General features: G+C 41.1%; 19 protein-coding genes and 2 pseudogenes. 15 read left to right on the top strand and 6 right to left on the bottom strand.

Translation table 11 applies throughout. The features are described 5' to 3' along the window. Positions 1–95: 95 nt before the first annotated feature. Together fdxA and CER18_RS04485 are read right to left on the bottom strand one after the other, a co-directional pair. Entirely contained in the window at positions 96–437 is a 342-nt protein-coding gene (fdxA, locus tag CER18_RS04490; protein ID WP_100128884.1) for a ferredoxin FdxA, read from the bottom strand. Positions 438–456: 19 nt separating this feature from the next. Next, a complete protein-coding gene (locus CER18_RS04485) occupies positions 457–2043 on the bottom strand; it encodes a hypothetical protein (protein ID WP_180299388.1) in 1587 nt (528 codons plus the stop codon). A gap of 577 nt (positions 2044–2620) precedes the next feature. Here CER18_RS04485 and CER18_RS04480 point away from each other — a divergent pair. Continuing rightward, the gene (locus CER18_RS04480; RefSeq protein WP_005774560.1) at positions 2621–3532 is read left to right on the top strand and encodes an RNA polymerase factor sigma-32; all 912 of its coding nucleotides are present in this window, start codon (positions 2621–2623) and stop codon (positions 3530–3532) included. A 168-nt stretch (positions 3533–3700) separates the two neighbouring features. Here CER18_RS04480 and CER18_RS04475 read toward each other — a convergent pair whose 3' ends face one another. Continuing rightward, positions 3701–5260, bottom strand: a complete 1560-nt coding sequence (locus CER18_RS04475) for a M48 family metalloprotease (protein ID WP_180299386.1) — start codon at positions 5258–5260, stop codon at positions 3701–3703. 144 nt (positions 5261–5404) lie between these two features. On the opposite strand from CER18_RS04475, the gene CER18_RS04470 reads away from it, so the two are divergent. From CER18_RS04470 to CER18_RS04445, 6 genes and pseudogenes are all read left to right on the top strand, one after another. After that, a complete protein-coding gene (locus tag CER18_RS04470) occupies positions 5405–6040 on the top strand; it encodes a thiamine diphosphokinase (RefSeq protein ID WP_100128882.1) in 636 nt (211 codons plus the stop codon). 103 nt (positions 6041–6143) lie between these two features. Continuing rightward, positions 6144–6527, top strand: coding sequence for a hypothetical protein (locus tag CER18_RS04465; protein ID WP_100128881.1), 384 nt, complete (start codon positions 6144–6146; stop codon positions 6525–6527). Then, positions 6527–8389 (top strand): ABC-F family ATP-binding cassette domain-containing protein, encoded by a 1863-nt coding sequence (locus CER18_RS04460; protein ID WP_100128880.1) that lies wholly within the window; start codon positions 6527–6529, stop codon positions 8387–8389. Before CER18_RS04465 ends, CER18_RS04460 begins: the two co-directional genes overlap by 1 nt. A 124-nt stretch (positions 8390–8513) precedes the next feature. Further along, entirely contained in the window at positions 8514–8714 is a 201-nt protein-coding gene (locus tag CER18_RS04455; RefSeq protein WP_100128879.1) for a hypothetical protein, read from the top strand. Positions 8715–8957: 243 nt separating this feature from the next. Beyond that, positions 8958–9171, top strand: a pseudogene (locus CER18_RS10445) (Arm DNA-binding domain-containing protein); the annotation flags it as partial. A gap of 212 nt (positions 9172–9383) precedes the next feature. After that, positions 9384–9947: a GNAT family N-acetyltransferase gene (locus tag CER18_RS04445; RefSeq protein ID WP_100128878.1), complete on the top strand. Its 564-nt coding sequence runs from the start codon at positions 9384–9386 to the stop codon at positions 9945–9947. 583 nt (positions 9948–10530) lie between these two features. Here the strand turns inward: CER18_RS04445 and CER18_RS04440 are convergent. Next, a complete protein-coding gene (locus CER18_RS04440) occupies positions 10531–10791 on the bottom strand; it encodes a DUF2312 domain-containing protein (protein WP_039760779.1) in 261 nt (86 codons plus the stop codon). Between the two features lie 256 nt (positions 10792–11047). Here CER18_RS04440 and CER18_RS04435 point away from each other — a divergent pair, with 256 nt between their 5' ends. The 3 genes from CER18_RS04435 to CER18_RS10700 all read left to right on the top strand — a co-directional run bounded on the left by CER18_RS04435 (position 11048) and on the right by CER18_RS10700 (position 13617). Next, complete coding sequence (locus CER18_RS04435; protein ID WP_100128877.1) at positions 11048–11536, top strand: DUF1036 domain-containing protein; 489 nt, start codon at positions 11048–11050, stop codon at positions 11534–11536. Beyond that, positions 11533–12969, top strand: coding sequence for a pyruvate kinase (gene pyk, locus CER18_RS04430; protein ID WP_100128876.1), 1437 nt, complete (start codon positions 11533–11535; stop codon positions 12967–12969). The genes CER18_RS04435 and pyk overlap by 4 nt, the downstream gene beginning before the upstream one ends. Positions 12970–13485: 516 nt before the next feature. Next, entirely contained in the window at positions 13486–13617 is a 132-nt protein-coding gene (locus CER18_RS10700) for a hypothetical protein (RefSeq protein ID WP_280951568.1), read from the top strand. A gap of 228 nt (positions 13618–13845) precedes the next feature. On the opposite strand, the gene CER18_RS04425 is transcribed toward CER18_RS10700, so the two are convergent. Further along, a complete protein-coding gene (locus CER18_RS04425; RefSeq protein WP_100128875.1) occupies positions 13846–14229 on the bottom strand; it encodes a cell division protein ZapA in 384 nt (127 codons plus the stop codon). Positions 14230–14241: 12 nt separating this feature from the next. Then, positions 14242–14517 (bottom strand): DUF4164 domain-containing protein, encoded by a 276-nt coding sequence (locus tag CER18_RS04420; protein WP_100128874.1) that lies wholly within the window; start codon positions 14515–14517, stop codon positions 14242–14244. 336 nt (positions 14518–14853) lie between these two features. Between CER18_RS04420 and tkt the strand changes: the two genes are divergently transcribed. The 5 genes and pseudogenes from tkt to CER18_RS04395 all read left to right on the top strand — a co-directional run. Beyond that, positions 14854–16860 (top strand): transketolase, encoded by a 2007-nt coding sequence (gene tkt, locus CER18_RS04415; protein WP_100128873.1) that lies wholly within the window; start codon positions 14854–14856, stop codon positions 16858–16860. 200 nt (positions 16861–17060) lie between these two features. Further along, positions 17061–18068 carry a type I glyceraldehyde-3-phosphate dehydrogenase gene (gene gap, locus CER18_RS04410; RefSeq protein ID WP_100128872.1) on the top strand — a complete coding sequence of 336 codons (1008 nt, stop codon included), beginning with the start codon at positions 17061–17063 and terminating at the stop codon, positions 18066–18068. A 585-nt stretch (positions 18069–18653) separates the two neighbouring features. Beyond that, positions 18654–19847 carry a phosphoglycerate kinase gene (locus tag CER18_RS04405; RefSeq protein WP_100128931.1) on the top strand — a complete coding sequence of 398 codons (1194 nt, stop codon included), beginning with the start codon at positions 18654–18656 and terminating at the stop codon, positions 19845–19847. 115 nt (positions 19848–19962) lie between these two features. After that, positions 19963–20994 (top strand): class I fructose-bisphosphate aldolase, encoded by a 1032-nt coding sequence (locus CER18_RS04400; protein WP_100128871.1) that lies wholly within the window; start codon positions 19963–19965, stop codon positions 20992–20994. A gap of 159 nt (positions 20995–21153) precedes the next feature. Next, positions 21154–21409: pseudogene (locus CER18_RS04395) on the top strand (class I fructose-bisphosphate aldolase); the annotation flags it as partial.

Here is a 21409-nt window from a genome sequence, read left to right as displayed (position 1 = left end):
AAACTTCAAAAGAATCAATCATTTCGCTTGAGGATTTTTTATTTTTACAAAAGAAGTCTTTCAATTGTTGAAGGAGGAAGCTGTACACTGTATCACTACTCTTCTCCACTTCCTGGATTTTCTGAAAAATACTTTTCTAGTTTGTTTGGAACGCCATCCATTTCTTTTGCTTGAGGAAGAGGATCTTTTTTTGTGGTTAAATTGGGCCATTTGTTTGCATAATGAAGATTAAGTTCTAACCACTTTTCTAGTCCTGGTTCTGTATCAGGTATAATGGCTTCTGCTGGACATTCTGGCACACAAACACCGCAATCGATGCATTCATCAGGATGAATGACCAACATATTTTCACCTTCATAAAAACAATCAACAGGACAAACTTCAACGCAATCCGTATATTTGCAATGAATGCAGTTGTCGGTTACTACGTGGGTCAAGATCAAACTCCATTTATTACTAATTCTCTTTAGAGGAAAGTGTTTGCGTGTTTTTATGATTGGTGAGTTGATCGCGTAGTACAGCTAATTTTGCAAAAGGTGAATCAGGGTTAAGACCCTTTTCTTTTTGGAAAGATTTATAATTCGCACGCTTATCTTGGGATTTATGGAACTTATGAGAACGTTTTGTTTGTGATGGTGCTTCTTGAGGGGAATTTTCATGCGCATTGTCCCCCTTTTTTACAGTACCCTTTGGTTTATTTTTCCACTTATGTCCAGATTTATCACGTTTTGTTTGTGTGTGGTGGTGAAATTGATGCCTATAATGCCATAATAAAATAACTTTATCTTCTACTGCAGGAGGCGTGGGCTTGGCAAAATTTCCAACAGGTTCTGCTGCTGGTAAAGCATTATTTTTAAGGGGATGTTTTTCAATACAGGGGGATAAGGTATTCAGGGATGAGGTATTTTTTTCTTCTTGTGTTGTTTTTTGTGCACTGATTGTTTGCCATAGACTGCCAACGCATTCTGCTGGTTGAGCTGCTTGTATTGTCGCATTGACAGGAAAAGAGCTTTGGTGTGCAAGAAGATTTTGTTCAAAAACAGTATTGCTTATGCTGTGTGATTGGTAGCCAAGTCCTTTGAGAATTTCTTCCATATCGTTTCCAGTAGCCCCAAGAATGGACATCATGGCGGGGGTTACAAAAAAACTTTTGCCATCATAAGCACCATCGGGTTTGGGATCACTTCCTTGTTTCCAATGAAGGGCAGGGCGGATGAGATTGGCAAGACGTTCTAAAATATCAATCCGTACGGCACGTTGTCCTAAGATTCGGTAACCGGCTAATTGATAAAATTGGTGGTTATGGGTAGGATCAACAATCAAAGAAGTTCGACCAGCCGATAACGCTGTAAAAATTTCAGCCAAACCCGTTTGGTCTTGTTCCGCATTTTTAAGGTTCCACAAAAGGGTAATGGCTTGAACCGGAGCGGGTTTAAGCATTCCTGCAACATAGATATGAAAAGCACCAAAACGCACCCCTAGGCGTCGAAGCACGGCGCGTGATTCTTGCTCAAGGTTTTTGACAAGGTCTAAAACTTCGCGGCGGGGAATAACCCCTAAAGCCTTAACCAGTTGTAGAGCAAGACTGTTGGTTGAATCTGTTAAATTATCAGCATTGCGCAAATCAAACAGGGGTTTTAAAGTCGTTTCAAAATGAAAGGTTACAAAGCGCTCTAATCGTTTTACGACGTTCTCACGGGATTCTCCTGTGAGTTGTGCGTCTGCTAAAACAATCAGTTTGGGTTTGAAAAAATCTTCTGTCGCAACAAGTTGTCCCACAGGTTGACCAATCCAGCGCACAATGCCATCAGAACTGAGGGTAAAATCGCTATTTGCACAAGCACAAAAACGTGTTGCACGTTTGGAAAACGCAAGAATCAAATTTTCATCCTCTATAGAGCATTGTTGCTCAGACGTTTGATCGGTATTGTTTTTGTTGGCATAAAAACGAAAACCTTCAAATCTACCCCTTCCGTATTTTTCAATGAGAATATCATCTTGAAGAATCTCATTCTGTTGAACAATCTTGCTATCCATGATCATTTTCTTTCTCAGTGCGACACTGGTCAAAAAGCCTTTTGCGACAACTCCATAATGCTGCTCTTTCTTTAACACGTTTGTTGCGTTTGCTTCAATCACTCTTGTCGTTTTTTGATGTTTCTTTTTGCACCTTTAAAACTTGGAGGCTTCTTTTTTATTCAGTTTTCATTCAGTTGGGATATTTTATATTTGTAGATTACACTTATTAGTTGTAATGTAAAGCTGAAAGCATAAATAGGTTCGCTAGATTTAAAAAGGAAACGGAATCAGTCATCAAAAAGACAGAATATGTTTTGTTGGGTCATTTTATTTTTTTTCTGTTTTTGTCATGAAAAGTGAAGAGAAAGTTTTTTTCAAAGCATTTCATAGGCTAAAAGGCATATTCTAGGGGCGTTTTGCAGGTAAAATTATGTCTTATGACAAGAAGTTTTACCACGATCATGAAAAAAACAATTGCGATTATAAAATTACACGCTAAAGTAGTGAGCGCATAAGCGGACAACTTTTGCGTTCTTTTTGAGAAAGAACAATGATGTCGTTGCCAAATCAATTTTGATAATTTTAATCGCAAGGGGTTATTATGGGTAATCTTTCAAATGCTGTTTATAAAAGCAGCAAAAATTATAGCGATGCAGACAAAAGCTTAGGACGTAATATGATGCGTTCTGCTATGCAAGCACCTTATCTTGAACGACAAAAAGAGCATGATTTGGCTCTGCGGTGGAAAGATAAACGCGATGATGATGCAATGCATCAAATTGCAGCGGCTCATATGCGTTTGGTGATTGCTATTGCAAACCGCTTTAAACGTTTCAAAATGCCATTGGGGGATTTGGTACAAGAAGGGTATGTCGGGTTATTGGAAGCTGCTGCACGTTTTGAACCTGATCGGGAAGTGCGTTTTTCAACCTATGCAACATGGTGGATACGGGCTTCTATTCAAGATTATATTTTGCGAAATTGGTCAATTGTTCGAGGGGGAACAAGTTCTTCGCAAAAAGCACTTTTCTTTAATCTTCGACGTTTGCGTGCAAAGCTGGTGCAAGATGATAGTGCTTTGTCCAAACAGGATATTTTTCGTACAATCGCTGAAAAACTCGGTGTTTCCGTACGCGATGTTGAAACAATGGATTTTCGTTTTTCCAGTTCGGATAATTCCTTGAGCGTTTCTGTTTCTGAAAACAGCGATAATCCCATTGCGAAGATGGATGTGTTGGTGGATGAGAGTCCTCTTCCTGATGCTTTAATTGAGCAAGTAATTGATGGTCAACGGCGTACGCAATGGCTTTACGATGCGTTGCAAATTCTCAATGAACGGGAGTTGGAAATTATTCGCTTTCGTCGCCTCAATGAAGAGGGGGCTACTTTAGAAGTCTTGGGTGAAAAGCTAGGAATTTCAAAAGAGCGTGTGCGCCAAATTGAGGCACGGGCTTTGCAGAAATTGCGTTCTGCTCTTCTTACGGTTCATTCAGAAGATGCTTATGACATATAAAACGTGAAAGGCTTTTTAGGGGGGGATAGATGCGGGAGGGGAGCATGAATGAAGCTGGTTGAGGGTCCGCCAGCTTCATTTGTGGCTAGCTTCATTTGTGATTGTGCTTAGGGAAGCCGTGATTAAAGACAGAAAAGAATCAAGACTGTAGCAGATGAAACGGGAGACTTATTCGGTGATAATTTTCACTTTTGTACCGGCACGTAAAGTTTGTGTTGGTGAGAGGGCATTGAGAATACGAAAAAGTTTTTCTTTGTATGGTATGTGTTGCATTTTATTGGCAAGGTTTACAACATTTTCTCCTTGTTTAACACGGACAACACTGATTTTTAAAGGTTTTAATTTTTTTAACTCTAAAGTTGAAAGAGGGCGAAAGCTTTGAACCGCTTTTTGGGTAATCTCTGCAAAATTTTGAGAATTATAGGGCGCGACTGTTAGAAAACGAAAAATATGATTATTGAATAGAATGACAACCACATCAAATTGCCATTGCTCATGGGTTGCATGGCCTTGCGCTCCAAGTAGATTTTGTCCTTGATTAGGGAGCCCTTGAATTGTAAGCGGGCGGATCGATGATGGGTCTAGCCCGATAAGCCATCCACTTTTCAAGTAATCACTTGCAGACATTCCAGTGAGGCAGGGAATAGCATCAAAACGAATTGCAGTTTTATGAGGTCCGCTGGCCCAAACTGTTTGTGCTGAATGTTCTATTGTAAAATTGTTGGGAACAGAAAAAGCGATGCGCCATTGTGGGTGAATAAATTGGTTGTCTCGTACAAACCCTGTATCAAAGCTTCCTCCAAAAGTCATGCCGTCAATGCTTTTGAGAAAAGAATCGCGATCGATGGTTTTATTATGCTCTTTACTGATTTTACGTGCTTTTTCTATCGCAAGCCGAATGCGTTGGGGGGTGGTTGGGTGAGAGGCTAGAAAGTCTAGGGAAGTATTTTGGGTGCCAGAGATATTCTGAAAAGCACTGTAGGCTTCCATTGTCTGAAGAAAGCGTGGTGAAGCAAATGGATCATATCCTGCTTGTTGGAGCAGGTCGAGGGCAATAGAATCAGCTTCTAGTTCTTGGTTGCGAGAAAATTGCGCGAGTTGTTGCTTGTTATGTATGGGATTGTGAAGTTTTTTGCCCATAGAAGAAAGAAGACGTGGAGACATATGATTTGTCATCTTCAATTGAGCTTCTTTTTGCAGGCGTAAAATGCCATGATTGGCTTTGATATGTGCCATCTCATGGGCTAAAATTGCAGCAACTTCTGAAGAATCATTGGCGAGTGCCAGCATACCACGGGTGATGTAGATCGAACCATTGGGGAGTGCAAATGCATTGACATTTTCTGAGTTTAAAATTGTTACAGAATAGCTTTGATGAGAATGGGGGGATGCGATTGTTAGTTTACGGATAATTTTTGCTAAAAAGCGTTCAAGTTTTGCATTATGATAAGCACCACCATACATTTGCAAAATACGGGGGTGTTGCAGTGCGCTTAATGTGACATAGATATTGTGATTGTTGGTATGTTTGGTTGTTTCAGAAGAACTGGAAGAGAGCCTGTCATTTTGAGAAAGGGGCGTATGACAAGCCGAAAGGAGAACCATTCCACTGATGAAGGTTGCTTTATAAAGGAGAGAGCGAAAAAGAAAATTTCGTTGAAAAATGGCGTGTGTTGGATTGGGATCACGGTTCAGGTCATTTCTCCGGTGTAATTTGGCAAATTTCATGGGTATCTTTGTATCGTGTGTGTTTTTTAGAGAAGCTTTAGGAATAAAGAGTTGTTTGGCTGTATGACGGTTCTTGTTTATAAAAAATAGCTCTCATCGATAAAGGGATGCTCGAGAAAAAGATTGTGAAAGGCAAAATATGGCATGACAACATTTACGATATTGTTAAATGGAGATCTTTTTATCACTGATCGTTTGCTTAATCAAATTCAAAATAGTCGGGTGATTGCTGCAGATGGTGGTATGCGTCATGCCGGTGTGCTTAATGTGAAGCCTGAGTTGTGGTTAGGGGATTTTGATTCATCTGATGAGAATTTAATACGCAAATATAGTCATGTTCCGCGTGAGGTTTTTCCCTCTGATAAAGATATGACAGATAGTGCTTTGGCTTGTGAAAGAGCGCTACAAAAGGGTGCTAAAAAGCTTATTTTGTGCGGAGCTTTGGGAGGAGAGCGAAGTGACCATAGCCTTTCACATATGACGCAAGCGTTGATGATGGCAGAGAAGGGCATTTCAGTATTGTTGACAAGCGGTTTGGAAGAAGGTTGGCCCGTTTTGCCAAAGCTTGTATCATATGATTTACCGAAAGAGTGTTTGTTTAGTCTGATCGGTTTTTCCGATTTAAAAGGCCTGACGCTTAAAGGAGTAAAATGGCCAATCTGTGATAAAAATGTGTCATTTGGCTCTTCTTTAACACTTTCTAACCGTATTTGTGGAACCTTTTCTTGCCATTTAGGTTCTGGAAAAGCTATATTGTTAGCGTCTGTGCCTATTCCATAAAGCTCTTCCAATATATTTTGAATAAGGCAGGGGGGGGCCTCGTGATTAAGTACTGACATAAACGATATATTATGTATTGATCTTGAGAAGGAAAGGTTTTGATATGTTAAAGTCAATTTTTAAAGTGGCTGTCGTTTCAGCGATTGGTTTTAGTTCGGTTGCTTGTACGACAAATGATGAACGTGTTGCACGTTACGGCGTAGGGGGAGCTGCAATCGGCGCCTTGGCTGGAACTGCTATTGGTGGAAGCACTGCTGGAGCAGCGCTGACGGGTGCAGCATTTGGTGCTTTGGCTGGAACAGTAACAGGTGAGGCTGCAAATCAAAGAAGACAACAAAGACAGGCAGCAAAATTGTGCACGTACCGAGGTCGTAGAGGGCATGTTTACCAAGCACCTTGTGCGCAAAAACCAGTACAACAATTATGTACTTACCGTGATGCAAGAGGGGTGATGTATCAAGCACCTTGTCCGCGCCGCGTTCGTTAATGGCGGTGCCATTACTGCGGCTTGACCGCATTTTCCTAACCTTTGGGATAACGCCTTTGCTCAACCAAGCATGTTTATCGGTTGAGCAGAGTGCGCGTATTGCTTTGGTGGGCCGTAATGGTTGTGGAAAATCGACCCTGTTAAAAATTGCCGCAGGAATATTAGAGCCCCATGGTGGCGAAATTTTTCGCCACCCTCGGGTAACGTTGCGTTATGTCGCTCAAAATCCGGATTGTTCAGGTTTTGAAGATATTAATGCTTATATGGAAGCAGGGCTGGACGAGACATCTGATGTCCAGTGGATCAATATGCTTCGCACAAATTTAGGGTTTTTTGGGGCGGAAAAATTAGAAAAACTGTCGGGGGGTGAAAAGCGGCGTGTTTCATTGTTACGGGCCATTGCAGCAAAGCCCGATATTTTGTTCTTAGATGAACCAACCAATCATCTTGATTTACCAACCATTGAATGGTTGGAAGGGGTTTTGTCTTCTTTGCGTTCAGCAATTGTGGTGATTTCCCATGATCGACGCTTTTTAGAAAATGTTACGCATTCAACGGTATGGCTTGATCGTGGCACAACCAAAAGACTGGAAAAGCGTTTTTCAGAGTTTGAGAGTTGGCGCGATAAAGCACTGGAAGAAGAAGCCATCGAGCAGCATAAATTGGGGCGCCAAATTGCTCGTGAAGAGCAATGGTTGCGTTATGGTGTCAGCGCACGGCGTAAGCGTAATGTACGGCGCTTGAGCGAATTAAAAAACTTAAGACAGCGGCATCAAACCTATAAAGGGCAGCCGGGAAGTGCATTGTTGAGCGCAGCTAAAAGTCATGACTCTGGTCAATTGGTGCTTGAAGCAAAAAAAATTTCAAAATCTTATGGTGAGCGCGTTATTGTGAAAGATTTCTCTTTGCGCATTCAGCGGGGTGATCGAATCGGTTTGGTCGGGCCCAATGGTATTGGAAAGACAACGCTCCTTTCCGCATTGATTGGGCAAGAAGCCGTGGATGGTGGAACGGTAAGGCATGGCTATAATCTCTCCATGGCATTGCTTGATCAGCAACGTATTGTCAATGAAGAAGAAACTTTGGCACATTATCTCACAGGGGGGCGGGGTGATACTCTTGTGATCAATGGGCAGGAACGGCATGTGGTTTCTTATATGAAAGACTTTTTATTTTTGCCTGAACAAGCGCGCACACCCCTTAAAGACTTTTCAGGGGGAGAAAGAGCACGCCTCATGCTTGCGCGTCTTCTTTCGCGTCCTGCAAACTTTTTAATTCTTGATGAACCAACCAATGATTTGGATATGGAAACTTTGGATTTGTTGCAAGAATTTATTGCTGATTTTGCAGGAACAGTGTTGTTGGTTAGCCATGACAGAGATTTTTTAGATCGTACTGTAACCCATATGTTGGCACCAGAGGGCGATGGTCATTGGGTTTTGTATGCGGGCGGCTATAGTGATATGATGGCGCAAAATAAGCAGTCCTTAAATTTAAAACGCAAAGAAATAGAATTATCGCACCGTAAAGCATCTTCAAAATCTCATGCGGGAGCATTTTCAAAACACACCTCATCAACAGATGGTAGCTTGATAGAGCGGGTGGAAAAAACACCAAGAAAACTGTCTTATAAGCAGGTTTATGCATTGGAAAATTTGCCTAAAGAAATCGCTGTTTTGCAAAATGAAATAAAAAAAATTGAACAAGAGCTCTCTGATCCTGCTCTTTATTGTCGTGATAAAGAACGCTTTGAACGTTTATCAACGGCATTGGAAAAAAAGAAAAATACTTGCACACAAAAGCAAGAAGAATGGCTAGAACTTGAAATTTTACGCGAAGAAATGGAAGCATGTTCACGTTAATGTTTTAGATTAATATCTAAGCATTTTGATTCATATGGTATTATCGCTTTATGGAGTGCGCTTGGGGGTATTGAAGAGTGATGTTCCATTAAATTCATAAAGAGCAGATTTTGGCACCACACTTTTGATTGCGGCTAAAATCTATGGCACTGGTGAACGGGTTATTGGAGCTAACTTTACTCTTTATATTTGGCTTTTTTGCACAATTCTTGATCAAGAAAAAACGATTGGTGTGGTGCGGGGCGTTTTGTCGCCATTTCATTTATGGAAGCATGCTCGTCTCCTCGCAGATTTTGCCAGACTCCAATGTTTCTATAGCTTTTAGTATTTGAGCGCATTTATTAAGAAGTCTTTCCTTGTCTTTATATCTTATGCCCTAGGCAATATATTGATTTATAATGATAATTTAATGTTATTTATATTGAATTAGAACCTCGAATAATGTAAGATTTTTTCATTTCAAATCTGTTCCATGTTGAATCAATAAAAATCATTTGCTTGCACATCACAAGCGGGTGGGCCATGTGGGTAAAAACTGTATAGACAGGGACTAAAATACCTCTTATGAATGCTCTCAAGTGCCAACAGTTGTCTGCAGCACCCACGAGCTGGCAAAATGTGTGATGGTGCTGGCTTGCTTCTCTATAAGCGTAAAGATGGTGGTGCTATATTATTTCATGGGGGCTTTATCGTTATACCCTTCATGGTCGGCGCCGTGAAATGGGTTTGGGTGCTCTTTGAGAGATGTCTCTTTAAAACAAGCTCGTGAATTAGCAAACCGATGACGCTCTGTTTTACGTGAGGGTCGTGACCCTATTAAAATACACCAATCTTGCTTATGGCGGAAAAGCAAATGATTCTCTCATTGATTCTAACGTGATACGCGTTGTGGTGAGAAAAGCTTACTATCTTCGACATTATGATTTAAGTTTAACATAATGATTTATCACGATAAATTAACGTGTTATTGTAATGTTTTTAGGAGGGGAAAATGATGGCAATAAACACAAAGCGAACAATTTCCACGTTGATTGATTTCAAAGATGCTGTTGAATTATCTGCTTATTTCTTGCGTAATACGAATCATCTGCGTCCTTTTGAACCGTCAAGACCTGATGATTACCACAGCCTAACAGCTTGGGAAATGCGCACTAATGCATTTGCTGGTGAAAGCGCACAAGGACAAGCATACCGATATGCCGTACGCTTAAAAAATGAAAACACAATCATTGGTGTTGTGAACTTTACAAATGTGGTTCGTGGTGTTTTTCAAGCCTGTCATTTTGGTTTTTCTCTTGACGAAAAACAACAAGGCAAAGGCCTCATGTTTGAGAGTTTATCGGCTTTATTATATCATATCTTTCATGTTTATCGTCTGCATAGAGTGATGGCAAATTATAGACCTGAAAACATAAAAAGCGAACTTTTATTAAAGCGCCTTCATTTTGAAAAAGAAGGCTATGCCAAAGATTATTTGATGATTGCTGGACAATGGAGAGATCACATTCTAACCTCTCGAATCAATGATCGGTATGAGTCCATCAATAGATTCGAATGAAGCTTTTATTTTAGGGCTTTTTTTACCAGATGTATCAATAAGCTGAATTTTTCTCTATCCTCAAAGATTAAGATCCTTAACACCTCTTTTTCAGATTCTGTAAAAAAACCATTTTGTAAAAAGTTCAGACTCCTCTTCTTTTAGCGAATTTCAGTTGCTGAGCATTTTCAATGTTGTGCTTCTTATAGAATGAATGGATTTATCATCATAATTTATTTCTTCAATTTAAATGAGCGTTTTGAATAGTGTAAGGTTTTCTCATTTCACACTTGTTTTTAGGGTGAAGCAATCAAAACCCTTTGCTGGCATGTAGAGGGAGAGGTGGCTTAAAAGTGGGGGATTTGGTGTGGATAAAAATGGTGAGAGAACAAGAAAAATGCCTTTCATGAAGCCTTTAATCTTGCATGAATCCTTTTAAAATGTGAGGGCTGTTGTAATTTTATGTATCCTGTGACCAGACATCTCGTCACAAGTTACATGGATTTTTTCATCATTCTACACACACTGCTCATGTTTGGCAGAATTTTTGTGCATTTACTTGTTTTTTCCATTTTTCATTTTCTTAAGAAAATCTCCAATGGTGTTAACTCATCCCAAGCGCATTTTTATAAAGCTCAATAATTGCTTCTTCTTCCATTCGTTCATGCTCTTCTTTTTTCCGCAACCGTATAATGCTTCGAACAGCTTTACTGTCAAAACCAGAGCCTTTAAGTTCCGTATATACGTCTTTAATATCATCAGAAATGGTTTTTTTTTCTTCTTCTAGTCGTTCAATGCGTTCGATAAAAGAACGTAATTGGTTGACGGATATCGCGTGTGTTTGGTCGGTTACTGTATCATTCATTGTATTTTTCTCCAGGTTATATGTTTTAAGTTGTTTTTTCGATGACAAATACATATTGGAAAAGCTTGAAAAACAAAAAAGCAATCAAGCACCATAGTTTTTTTATAAATTGACTTTAAATATTTTGTAAAATTTTTAAGATATATGCATTGATAAAAGGGCGATAAAAAGAAAAATATAATTTTAGCCTTGAAAGGCTTTTGAAAAAAAGAGATGTGTTGTTTGTTTTGAGAATTGACATTATAGAGGAAGTTTTGTGGTTTTGAAAAAACAATATTGGGCCTTTCAAAAAAGATTAAAAGTTTTTTTCTTGAGCATTTTGCTCTTGTTCCCCCTTGTTGTTTGTGCAAAAGCTGACTTTAGAGTGTGTAATACAACTCAACAGTCTGTGGGGGTTGCTCTTGGATATCGTACGTTTTCAGGGTGGGTGAGCGAAGGCTGGTGGGTGGTTCCTGTGACAGAATGTAAAACCCTAATCGAAGGACCTCTTGCCTCGCGGTTTTATTATTTTTATGCGGAAGGGGCACAAAAAAAAGGAAACTGGGCGGGTTCTGTAACCATGTGTGTGCAAGATAGCCAATTTACCATTCAAGGGGTTCATGATTGTTTTCCTCGAGGATATCAAAAGGCTGATTTCAAGGAAATCGATACTGGGAATCAAACCAGTTGGATGATACAGTTGACAGATGATTCTTTGTTTAACAATTCAGTTGACCCTTCTTTTTCAGGAAGTTCTCCACCGTGAAACGGGCCCGTAAAGTAAAAATTATTGCGACTCTTGGTCCTTCTTCTTTTTCTCGTTTAATGATTGAGAAGCTTTTTAGGGCAGGGGCAGATGTTTTTCGCCTTAATATGAGTCATACGGATCGTGATGCACTGGGTGATTTGGTCAAATCTATACGGGAGGTTGAAAAAATCGTTCAACGGCCCATCGGTGTTTTAGTGGATCTTCAAGGACCAAAACTGCGTGTTGGTCGTTTTGCTAAGGGGCAAGAAGATTTACAGGTTGGGCAAAGCTTTACATTAGATAATCGCGATGTGGCTGGTGATGCACAGCGTGTTTTTTTTCCTCATGAGGAAGTCTTTTCGGCACTTAAACCAGGGGATCGGTTGTTGGTTGATGATGGAAGGGTGGAACTGCGCGCTGAAGTATGTGATGATCATTTTGTTCAGTGTCGCGTGGTTGCTGGAACCCGTATTTCTGATCGAAAAGGTGTGAGTTTTCCTGATACAATTTTGCCTTTTGATTCGATGACTGAAAAAGATAAGGCTGATCTTCAGGCTCTGCTACAGCTGCCTGTTGATTGGGTTGCTCTTTCTTTTATTCAGCGTCCAGAAGATATTATAGCGGTGCGTCGGTTGACGAAAAGCAAGGTGGCTTTGATGGCTAAAATCGAAAAGCCGCAAGCCTTGGAGCATATAGAGAAGATTATTGAAGTTTCTGATGGTATTATGATTGCACGAGGAGATCTTGGTGTGGAAATGCCTTTGGAAAGGGTTCCTGCACTTCAGATGGAGCTGATAAAAGCTTGTCGTTTGGCTGGAAAACCCGTTGTGGTGGCGACACAAATGCTCGAATCAATGATCACATCTCCTGTTCCAACACGCGCAGAAGTCTCAGATGTTGCTACAGCGGTTTATGCTGGAACAGATGCGGTGATGTTGTCGGCTGAATCGGCTTCTGGTCGTTATCCGGAAGAAGCGGTGCTTATGATGGACAAAATCGCGCGGCAAATTGAACAAGATCACACTTATTCTGCTCAAGTTGGAGCACAACATCCAGCACCAGAATCAACAGGAACGGATGCGATTTCTCTTGCTGCGCGTCAGATTGCTGAAACACTTGCGTTAGCAGCTATCATTGCTTATACGGCTTCAGGAACAACGGGGGTGCGCGCCTCTCGTGAACGTCCTAATAGACCGATTATTGCTTTATCGCCCATTGTGGAAACGGCAAGGCGTTTGGCATTGGTTTGGGGACTTCATTGTGTGGTCAGTGAGGATGCAAAGAATTTAGAAGATATGGTTGATCGTGCAGCAGCCATAGCGTTTCAGGAAGGCTTTTGCCAAGCAGGCGATCGCTTCCTTGTGACAGCCGGTGTCCCCCTTGGAACCCCTGGTGCAACAAATCTTTTGCGTATTGCTTCTGTTTCTCAAGATGGAACAAAGGGGATTTGACCCCGTTTACGCGTGGTATTTTTTTTATGCGCCTTTAAACAAGCTTCAGGAATAACCGGTATGCGGATGTCTCGTTAATGTTTCCATAGATTCAATCGTTGCTTTACGCTCATTGTGGAAAGAGAGCAGCGTTTGGTGTTTAAGCATCAGGTTTGGGGACGGAATGCACTGATATTGTAATTTGGTCCGCTGAGTTTGTGTTTTGTTTGTCATTTTGAAGATGTTGTGCTTATGGGGGGGTATTTGATGGGAGAAAGCCTTTTATTTCATTGAGGCATATTGGGGATCGCTTTATTGACCCCGCTTGCGAGCGAGATATTCATTGATCACGAGAATTTATTCTGTTGCTGTTTGAATGAGAGTTTTAAAATTTTTCTCACTTTTACTTTTAAGCTTTTATGAGTGGGTGAAACTTTTGCAAATAGAATTGAATAAAATTATGTTTCCCCAAAAATTATACTGGTATGGCATGAGAATAAAGTGACCGGTGAATGTGTTTTTAAAAATATGCTTTTCATGCATCGTTTTTATGTAAAAGCCGTTGGCTTTATGCGTTGTTGGATTGTTCATCGCTATGATTTTTTTGAGAATGGTGGATGTTGGTTTTGGTCATTTATTGTGCGAGATCCCTTATTGGAAAGATGGTAATATAAGGTTGCCTCTTTGATGTATGAAATGTGTGTGTCCGTGAAATATTTCAAGAGAGGGCGTTTTGATCGGACTTTAAGTCAATTCCATGCGTGTTATGCGTGATCAGCCACTGGAATCCGTTCAATAAAAAATCAGACTGTTTATAGAGGTGGGTTTAAGATTTTTTTCCGATGAGGCGTGGAAGGCAAATCGAATCGGCTTGCTTATTATGGCGCTTATGTATGTTTAGAAGTCTTCCTGTTCTTGTTCTTGAATGTTGGTGCTATCTTGCTCTTCTTTGAGCAATTGATTGGTGAGCTTTTCAATGCGTTGTGTGGTGTCACGCATAATTTTTCCCATGGTGCGCTCCTTTTCATTGTGAAGTCTTAAAAGAGCATCGTAGTCTTCTTGTAACTTTTTATTTTCTCGTTTTATTTCTTCCATTTCATCGATAATCATGATGCCGGCCATGACCGATAAACGATGATCGCCAATTTCACCAAAGTTTTTCTTTAAATGGGTGATATATTGATCCAATTGAGCAGCAAGCGCAATAAGATGACGCTCTTGTCCTTTATTACAAGCCATGCGATAATTTTTACCATCAATGGTAACGGAAACTGTTTCCATACGTTCAAACCTTTATCTATCAATGACGACACGAATCGTTTCCATTGCTTTAATAAGACGTTTGGAAACTTCTTTGTTAACAGATTCTAAGCGTTCAATTTGGGCTTCAGCTTTATCAAGCGCTTGGGCAAGATGGCTGCGGTCAGCATTCATTCGTTGAATTTCTTCTTCCCATTCGTTATTTTTATCAATAACGGCGTTGCGATTTATTACGGTGATCTCTAAGGTTCTAAGTGCTTTTTCTAGGTGTTCTAGAGCATCTTGTAGAACCGTAGTCTCTTGGTTCATTGCTTTTGTCCTTTGGGTAATTGTATCCTTTATCAATGCGTTATGCAAAAACGAATCACTTACATTCTGGTATTGTGTGTGTTTTATTTTTAAGTATGTAGGATATTTTAGCAAGCAAAGCAGGGGATAGATATAAATTAAAAGCTGGATTTTTTGCGCGTATTGGCATAAATGACGTGGATATACAGGATGCGTGAGGGGAATGTGTTATTAATGTTATTGAAGTGGTGACAAGAAGTCTCACGCTGATGGTTAAAAAGAGTATTTCTTAAGGAATTTTAAGAGAATACGGAAAAAGCAACAAAATAACGTATTTAACGAAATGGTCGATCATTCATGACAAATACCCACCAACAGAATCAGATGGCCAATGCTATCCGTTTTCTTGCTATTGATGCGATTGAAAAAGCAAATTCTGGTCATCCCGGCTTGCCAATGGGGGCTGCCGATATTGCCACAGTTCTTTATACACAATTCCTTGCTCATGATCCTAAAAATCCTTGTTGGCCGAACCGTGATCGTTTTGTTTTATCAGCAGGACATGGATCTATGTTGCTGTATGCTCTGCTGTACCTTTCTGGTTATGAAGATATCGGTATTGAGGATCTTAAAAATTTTCGCCAATTAGGGGCAAAGCTTGCGGGGCATCCAGAATATGGGCATGCGGCAGGAATTGAAACAACGACAGGACCTCTTGGACAAGGGTTGGCTAATGCTGTGGGAATGGCTCTTGCAGAACGTTTGCAAAATGCCCGTTTTGGTGATCTTATCAACCATTATACTTACGCGCTGGTGGGGGATGGATGCCTGATGGAAGGGATTTCGCAAGAAGCAATTTCTTTGGCTGGGCATTTAAAACTTCACAAGCTTATCGTGTTGTGGGATGATAATAATATTTCTATCGATGGAGAGATTTCCCTTGCCGATAGCACAGATCAGAGTGCGCGTTTTAAGGCATCTGGTTGGAATGTACATAAAGTCGATGGACATAGCCAAACAGCCATTGCACATGCCATTGAAGAGGCGAAAAATTCTGATAAACCAACTTTAATCGCTTGTAAAACAACGATAGGTTTTGGAGCACCGAATAAAGCGGGGACCAATAAAGTTCATGGTGCCCCTTTAGGCGTGCGAGAAATTTCTGAGACTCGTGTCGCCTTGGGGTGGGAAGCGGAGCCTTTCGTTATTCCAGCTGATATTCTCGATCGTTGGCGTTTAGCAGGGCTTAATGCGGCTAAAAGGCGGCAAAAGTGGGAAGAAAAATTGAGCAATCTTCCTGTGTCAGAACGGGTCGAGTTTGAAAGATTGATGCGTGGGGATCTCGTGGGTGGATTTGATGGCGCTGTGGATGCTTATAAACAGAAACTCGTTGAAGAGTCTCCTGTGGTTGCTACGCGTAAAGCTTCGGAAATGGCTCTTGAAGTGATCAATGAAGTTGTTGATGAGACCATTGGTGGTTCTGCCGATTTAACGGGCTCTAATAATACAAAAAGCAGTCAGATGAAAAGTATCTCTGCGAATGATTTTTCAGGGCGTTATCTCCATTATGGCATTCGTGAACATGCTATGGGCGCTATAATGAATGGGCTTGCTCTTCATGGAGGCTTTATTCCTTATGGGGGAACATTCTTATGCTTTTCTGACTATATGCGTCCTGCCATGCGTTTGTCTTCTCTTATGGGGTTGCGGGTGATTTATGTGATGACCCATGATTCTATTGGGCTTGGGGAAGATGGTCCGACCCATCAACCTGTGGAGCATTTAGCTTGCTTGCGTGCTATGCCTAATCATCTTGTATTCCGCCCTGCTGATGCTATGGAGACAGTTGAGTGTTGGCAATTGGCTTTAAAAGCACGCGGGACGCCTTCCACCTTGGCTTTGAGCCGACAAAATTTGCCACTGCTGCGTCAAGAATATGAAGAAGAAAATCTCTGTATGCTTGGGGCTTATGAATTGTTAACGGCTAGTGATGAGGCGCAAGTGACATTGTTTGCTTCTGGTTCAGAATTGCAAATTGCGGTCAAAGCACGTGAAGTCTTAGAAGAAAAAGGCATCCCAACACGTGTGGTTTCTGTGCCTTGTTTTGAGCTCTTTTCTCAACAGTCTTGCTCTTATCAACGGGCTCTCATTGGAGATGCGCCGATTAAAATTGCCATTGAAGCGGCCGTTGCCCAAGGATGGGAGCGTTTTATTGGCTGTGATGGCGTGTTTATTGGGATGGAGGGGTTTGGTGCAAGTGGAACAATTGATGCCCTTTATACGCATTTTGGCATCACTTGGGAAAATGTCGTTGCTACCGCTGAAGGAAAGCTGGAAAAGATCAAAGAAGAAAAAACAAAATGATCGCTTGTGTTGTCATGAGTGGGGGGGTAGGGCATTATATTCTGTGCAGGGTTGTGGATGGGTTTGTGTATTATTGTGGATAAATGATTAATTAATCAAGATATTAACGTCTTGGGAATTCGTTGTTTGGGATTGGAAAATGCCCATTTGTTGTGTTTTAAATGTTGTGCTTTAAAAGATTAAATGAGGAAACATGTGAAATGACAGTTCGTATTGCAATTAATGGGTTTGGTCGTATTGGACGCAATATTTTACGGGCGCTGATAGAAAGTGGACGAAAAGATATTGAAGTGGTCGCAATTAATGATTTGGGATCGGTGGAAACAAATGCCCATTTGTTGCGCTATGATTCAGTTCATGGGCGTTTTCCTAGGGACGTTAAGGTGGTGGGGGATGCCATTGATGTGGGCGGTGGTTTAATAAAGGTGTGCGCAGAGCGTGATCCTGCACAATTGCCTTGGAAAAGTTTGGATATTGATATTGCTTTAGAATGTACGGGCATTTTTACGGCGCGTGATAAAGCAAAGGCGCATTTGGATGCAGGGGCAAAGCGTGTTCTGGTTTCTGCGCCTTGTGAAGACGCAGATCTGACGGTTGTCTATGGCGTTAATCATCAGTCTTTAAACAAAGAGCATCGTATTGTTTCAAATGCTTCTTGTACAACCAATTGTTTGGCGCCTGTTGCACAAGTTTTACACAATGCGGTAGGCATTGAAAATGGATTTATGACAACAATCCATTCTTATACCGGTGATCAACCTGTGTTGGATACCATGCATCGTGATCTTTATCGGGCGCGTGCGGCCGCTCTTTCGATGATTCCTACCTCAACAGGGGCAGCAAAAGCTGTGGGATTGGTCTTGCCAGAATTAAAAGGATTGCTTGATGGGGTATCCATTCGTGTTCCAACCCCTAATGTTTCTGTGGTGGATTTGACATTTACTGCTAAGCGTTCCACAACAATTGAAGAAATTAATACAGCTATTGCGGTTGCTGCACGAAGTTCTCTGAAAGGAATTTTGGACTATACAGAGGAAAAGCTTGTGAGTTGTGATTTTAATCATAATCCTCATTCAGCCATTTTCCATAATGATCAAACCAAAGTGATTGATGGTAAGCTTTGTCGTGTTCTGGTTTGGTATGATAATGAATGGGGCTTTTCTAACCGTATGAGTGATACGGCGGTAGCTTTTGCTAAGACAATATAAATACTCTATGGAGGACCTCATGGTCCTCTTTTTATAGGAAAAAACCTCGTTTTTGTACAAATTAAGACGCATTCTTTTGAGAAAAATAGAAAGAAGTTATTGTTTTTATGCGCTAGAGAGAAGATGCTATTGAAAGAGTGATGGTGTTTTTTAAAGTGCAAGGCAATAGATGCTTTTAAAAGCTGCTTGAAAGAGTAAACTTTGAAAAAGGAATATTTAAACGAGATAACGTTTGAAAAAAAACCTCAGAAAACGAGGGAGGTGAACTCTTGTGCATAAAAGTAAAGAAGCGTTTTAGTAGAAATAACATTGAGCCAATGCATTTGTTTGCAACAATGGATTATGAAGATGAAGAGCAATGAGGGGCTTTTGTACACTTGATGATGGAAGCTTTGAATTTTCAGGCAGAGAGTGAGAGAAGGGTAATTTATCGTGGATTCTTTTTATGAAAAAGTAAAGATGTGGCCTATAAAAGAAAAGTGGGGGCGTGCAAAAGCAAAGAAGAGGTTTTAGGGGAAAGATAATTAAGCAGGTTTGTTCGATGCGTTTTTATTTGAAACAACGGAAAGTGAAGAGGAAACAGTGATGGGATTTCGTACGCTTGATGATGTTGATGTTTTGGGTAAACGTGTTCTTGTGCGTGTGGATTTTAATGTTCCTATGGCATTGGGCAAAGTGTGTGATGAGACGCGGCTTGTCCGCCATAAAGAGACACTCGTTGAGCTACAAAAGCGTGGTGCTAAGCTTATTTTGCTTTCTCATTGCGGTCGCCCCAAAGGAAAGATCGAGCCAGAATTTTCACTCCGTCCTGTTGTACAAGTTCTGGAAAAGATCATTAATCAGCCGGTTGCTTTTGCTCCTGACTGTATTGGTTCTACGGTGCAGGTGGCAGTAGAAGCATTGCAAAACGGGGGTATTTTATTGCTCGAAAATGTTCGTTTTTATGCCGGTGAGGAAAAGAATGATTGTTCTTTTGTGGAAGCTTTGGCCCATAATGGGGATCTTTATGTCAATGACGCTTTTTCGGTTTCTCATCGTGCGCATGCTTCGGTGGAAGGAATAACGCATTTGTTGCCCTCTTATGCGGGGCGCTCTTTGCAAGGTGAGTTGCAGGCCTTAGAAAAAGGACTTGGAAATCCAACGCATCCTGTTGTTGCCATTGTGGGAGGAGCAAAAGTTTCCAGTAAACTTTTTGTTCTCAATCATTTGGTGGAAAAAGTTGATACCTTGGTGATTGGGGGGGGAATGGCTAACAGTTTTTTAGCTGCGCAAGGTATCCATGTAGGAAAATCATTGTGTGAACATGCATTGATGGAAACGGTAAAAAAAATCATTAAAAAAGCGCAAGAGTGTCACTGTACAGTTCTGCTTCCTGTGGATGCTGTTGTTGGGTTTCGCTTTGAAAAAGATGCACCACATCGTCTTTATGATATTGGCGATATTCCTGAAGATGGTATGATATTGGATATTGGGGCGCGCTCTATTGCTCATATCAATGCTGTGATCAATAAGGCTGCTACCCTTGTGTGGAATGGACCCTTAGGTGTCTTTGAGATGCCGCCCTTTGATAAAGGAACCATTGCCGTTGCACGTCATGCCGCAGAACGCAGCCTGACGGGTAAGTTGGTTTCAATTGCGGGAGGAGGCGATACGGTTTTTGCCCTTAATCATGCTGGTGTTGCCAATGATTTTACTTATCTCTCAACTGCTGGAGGGGCTTTTTTAGAATGGATGGAAGGGAAGGTTTTGCCTGGAATTCTTGCCCTTATGCAGCCTTAAAGGGCTTATGTGAAAAGCAGCTTTAAAGCTGTGTGTCGTTATATAAAGTGTAGGCATAGTGCACACTTTTGAAAAATTTTAAAACGAAATAGAGAAAATAAAGAGGATTTTTTTTATGACTGAACGGCTTGAAGATATTGCACTTTCTCTTGTGTATGCGGGTAAAGGTATTTTGGCAGCAGATGAAAGTACGGCGACCATTGGAAAGCGTTTTACAAGCATTGGTGTTGAATCCAATGAAGATAGACGCCGTGCTTACCGTGAGATGCTTTTTAGCGCAAAAGAAGCTATGCAAAACGCTATCTCGGGAGTCATTTTATTTGATGAAACCATTCGACAAAAAGCATCAACAGGGCAAATGTTGACGGATCTTATTCGTGAGGCAGGGGCATTACCAGGAATTAAAGTCGATACGGGCGCTAAACCATTGGCTGCTTTTCCCCAAGAGACAATTACTGAAGGATTAGATGGTCTTCGTGAACGGTTAAAAGACTATTATGCTTTGGGAGCACGTTTTGCTAAATGGCGGGCGGTGATTGCCATTAATGCAGAGACTTTGCCAACAAGAGGCGCCATTAATCAAAATGCACAAGCTCTCGCGCGTTACGCTGCTTTATGTCAGGAACTCAATATTGTGCCGATTGTGGAGCCGGAAGTGCTGATGGATGGACCGTCGTGTCAGCATTCCATAGCACGTTGCTTTGAGGTGACACATGCTGTTTTACAGACTGTCTTTAAAGAATTGTTTGAAGCTCGTGTTGTTTTAGAGGGGATGATTTTAAAGCCCAATATGGTGATTGATGGCAAAGATGCGCGCAAGGCTGGTGTTGAAGAAGTCGCTGAAAAGACTGTCCGTGTGCTTAAACAAACCGTACCTTCTGCTGTTTCAGGAATTGCTTTTCTTTCTGGAGGTCAATCAGATCAGGAAGCAACGGCGCATTTATCGGCCATGAATTCTTTGGGCACATTGCCTTGGACATTGACCTTTTCCTACGGACGTGCCTTGCAAGCGGCTGCTTTAAAAGCATGGGCTGGCAAAGATGAGAATATTGCTGTTGCACAAAAGGCATTTCATCACCGTGCTCGGATGAACCATCTTGCGGCTTTAGGACAATGGACAAAAGAGCAGGAACAGGTGAGTGCTTGAATTGCCATAGACTTGGGTTTCCATAAGGGAGTACGGTGATTGTCCTTGATACGAACGTTTTACTTTAGCAGGGAGGGCAATTAAATGTATAAGTTTTCGCGTGAGCCATGCTCCTTTATAAAGAATACAGATTTTTGGATTTAACAATTTCAAGATTGGATTGTACTTATTGTGGAGCCGGAAGTGCTGATGGATGGGCCGTCGTGTCAGCATTCCATTGCGCGTTGCTTTGAGGTGACACACGCTGTTTTACAGACTGTCTTTAAAGAATTGTTTGAAGCTCGTGTTGTTTTAGAGGGGATGATTTTAAAGCCCAATATGGTGATTGATGGAAAAGATGCGCGCAAGGCTGGTATTGAAGAAGTCGCTGAAAAGACTGTCCGTGTGCTTAAACAAACTGTACCTTCTGCTGTTC

Source organism: Bartonella tribocorum (assembly GCF_002777915.1).
Taxonomy (GTDB): Bacteria; Pseudomonadota; Alphaproteobacteria; order Rhizobiales; family Rhizobiaceae; genus Bartonella; species Bartonella tribocorum_A.
The sequence above is the reverse complement of the archived record's forward strand: the minus strand, read 5'-3'. Positions and strand labels throughout refer to the sequence as shown.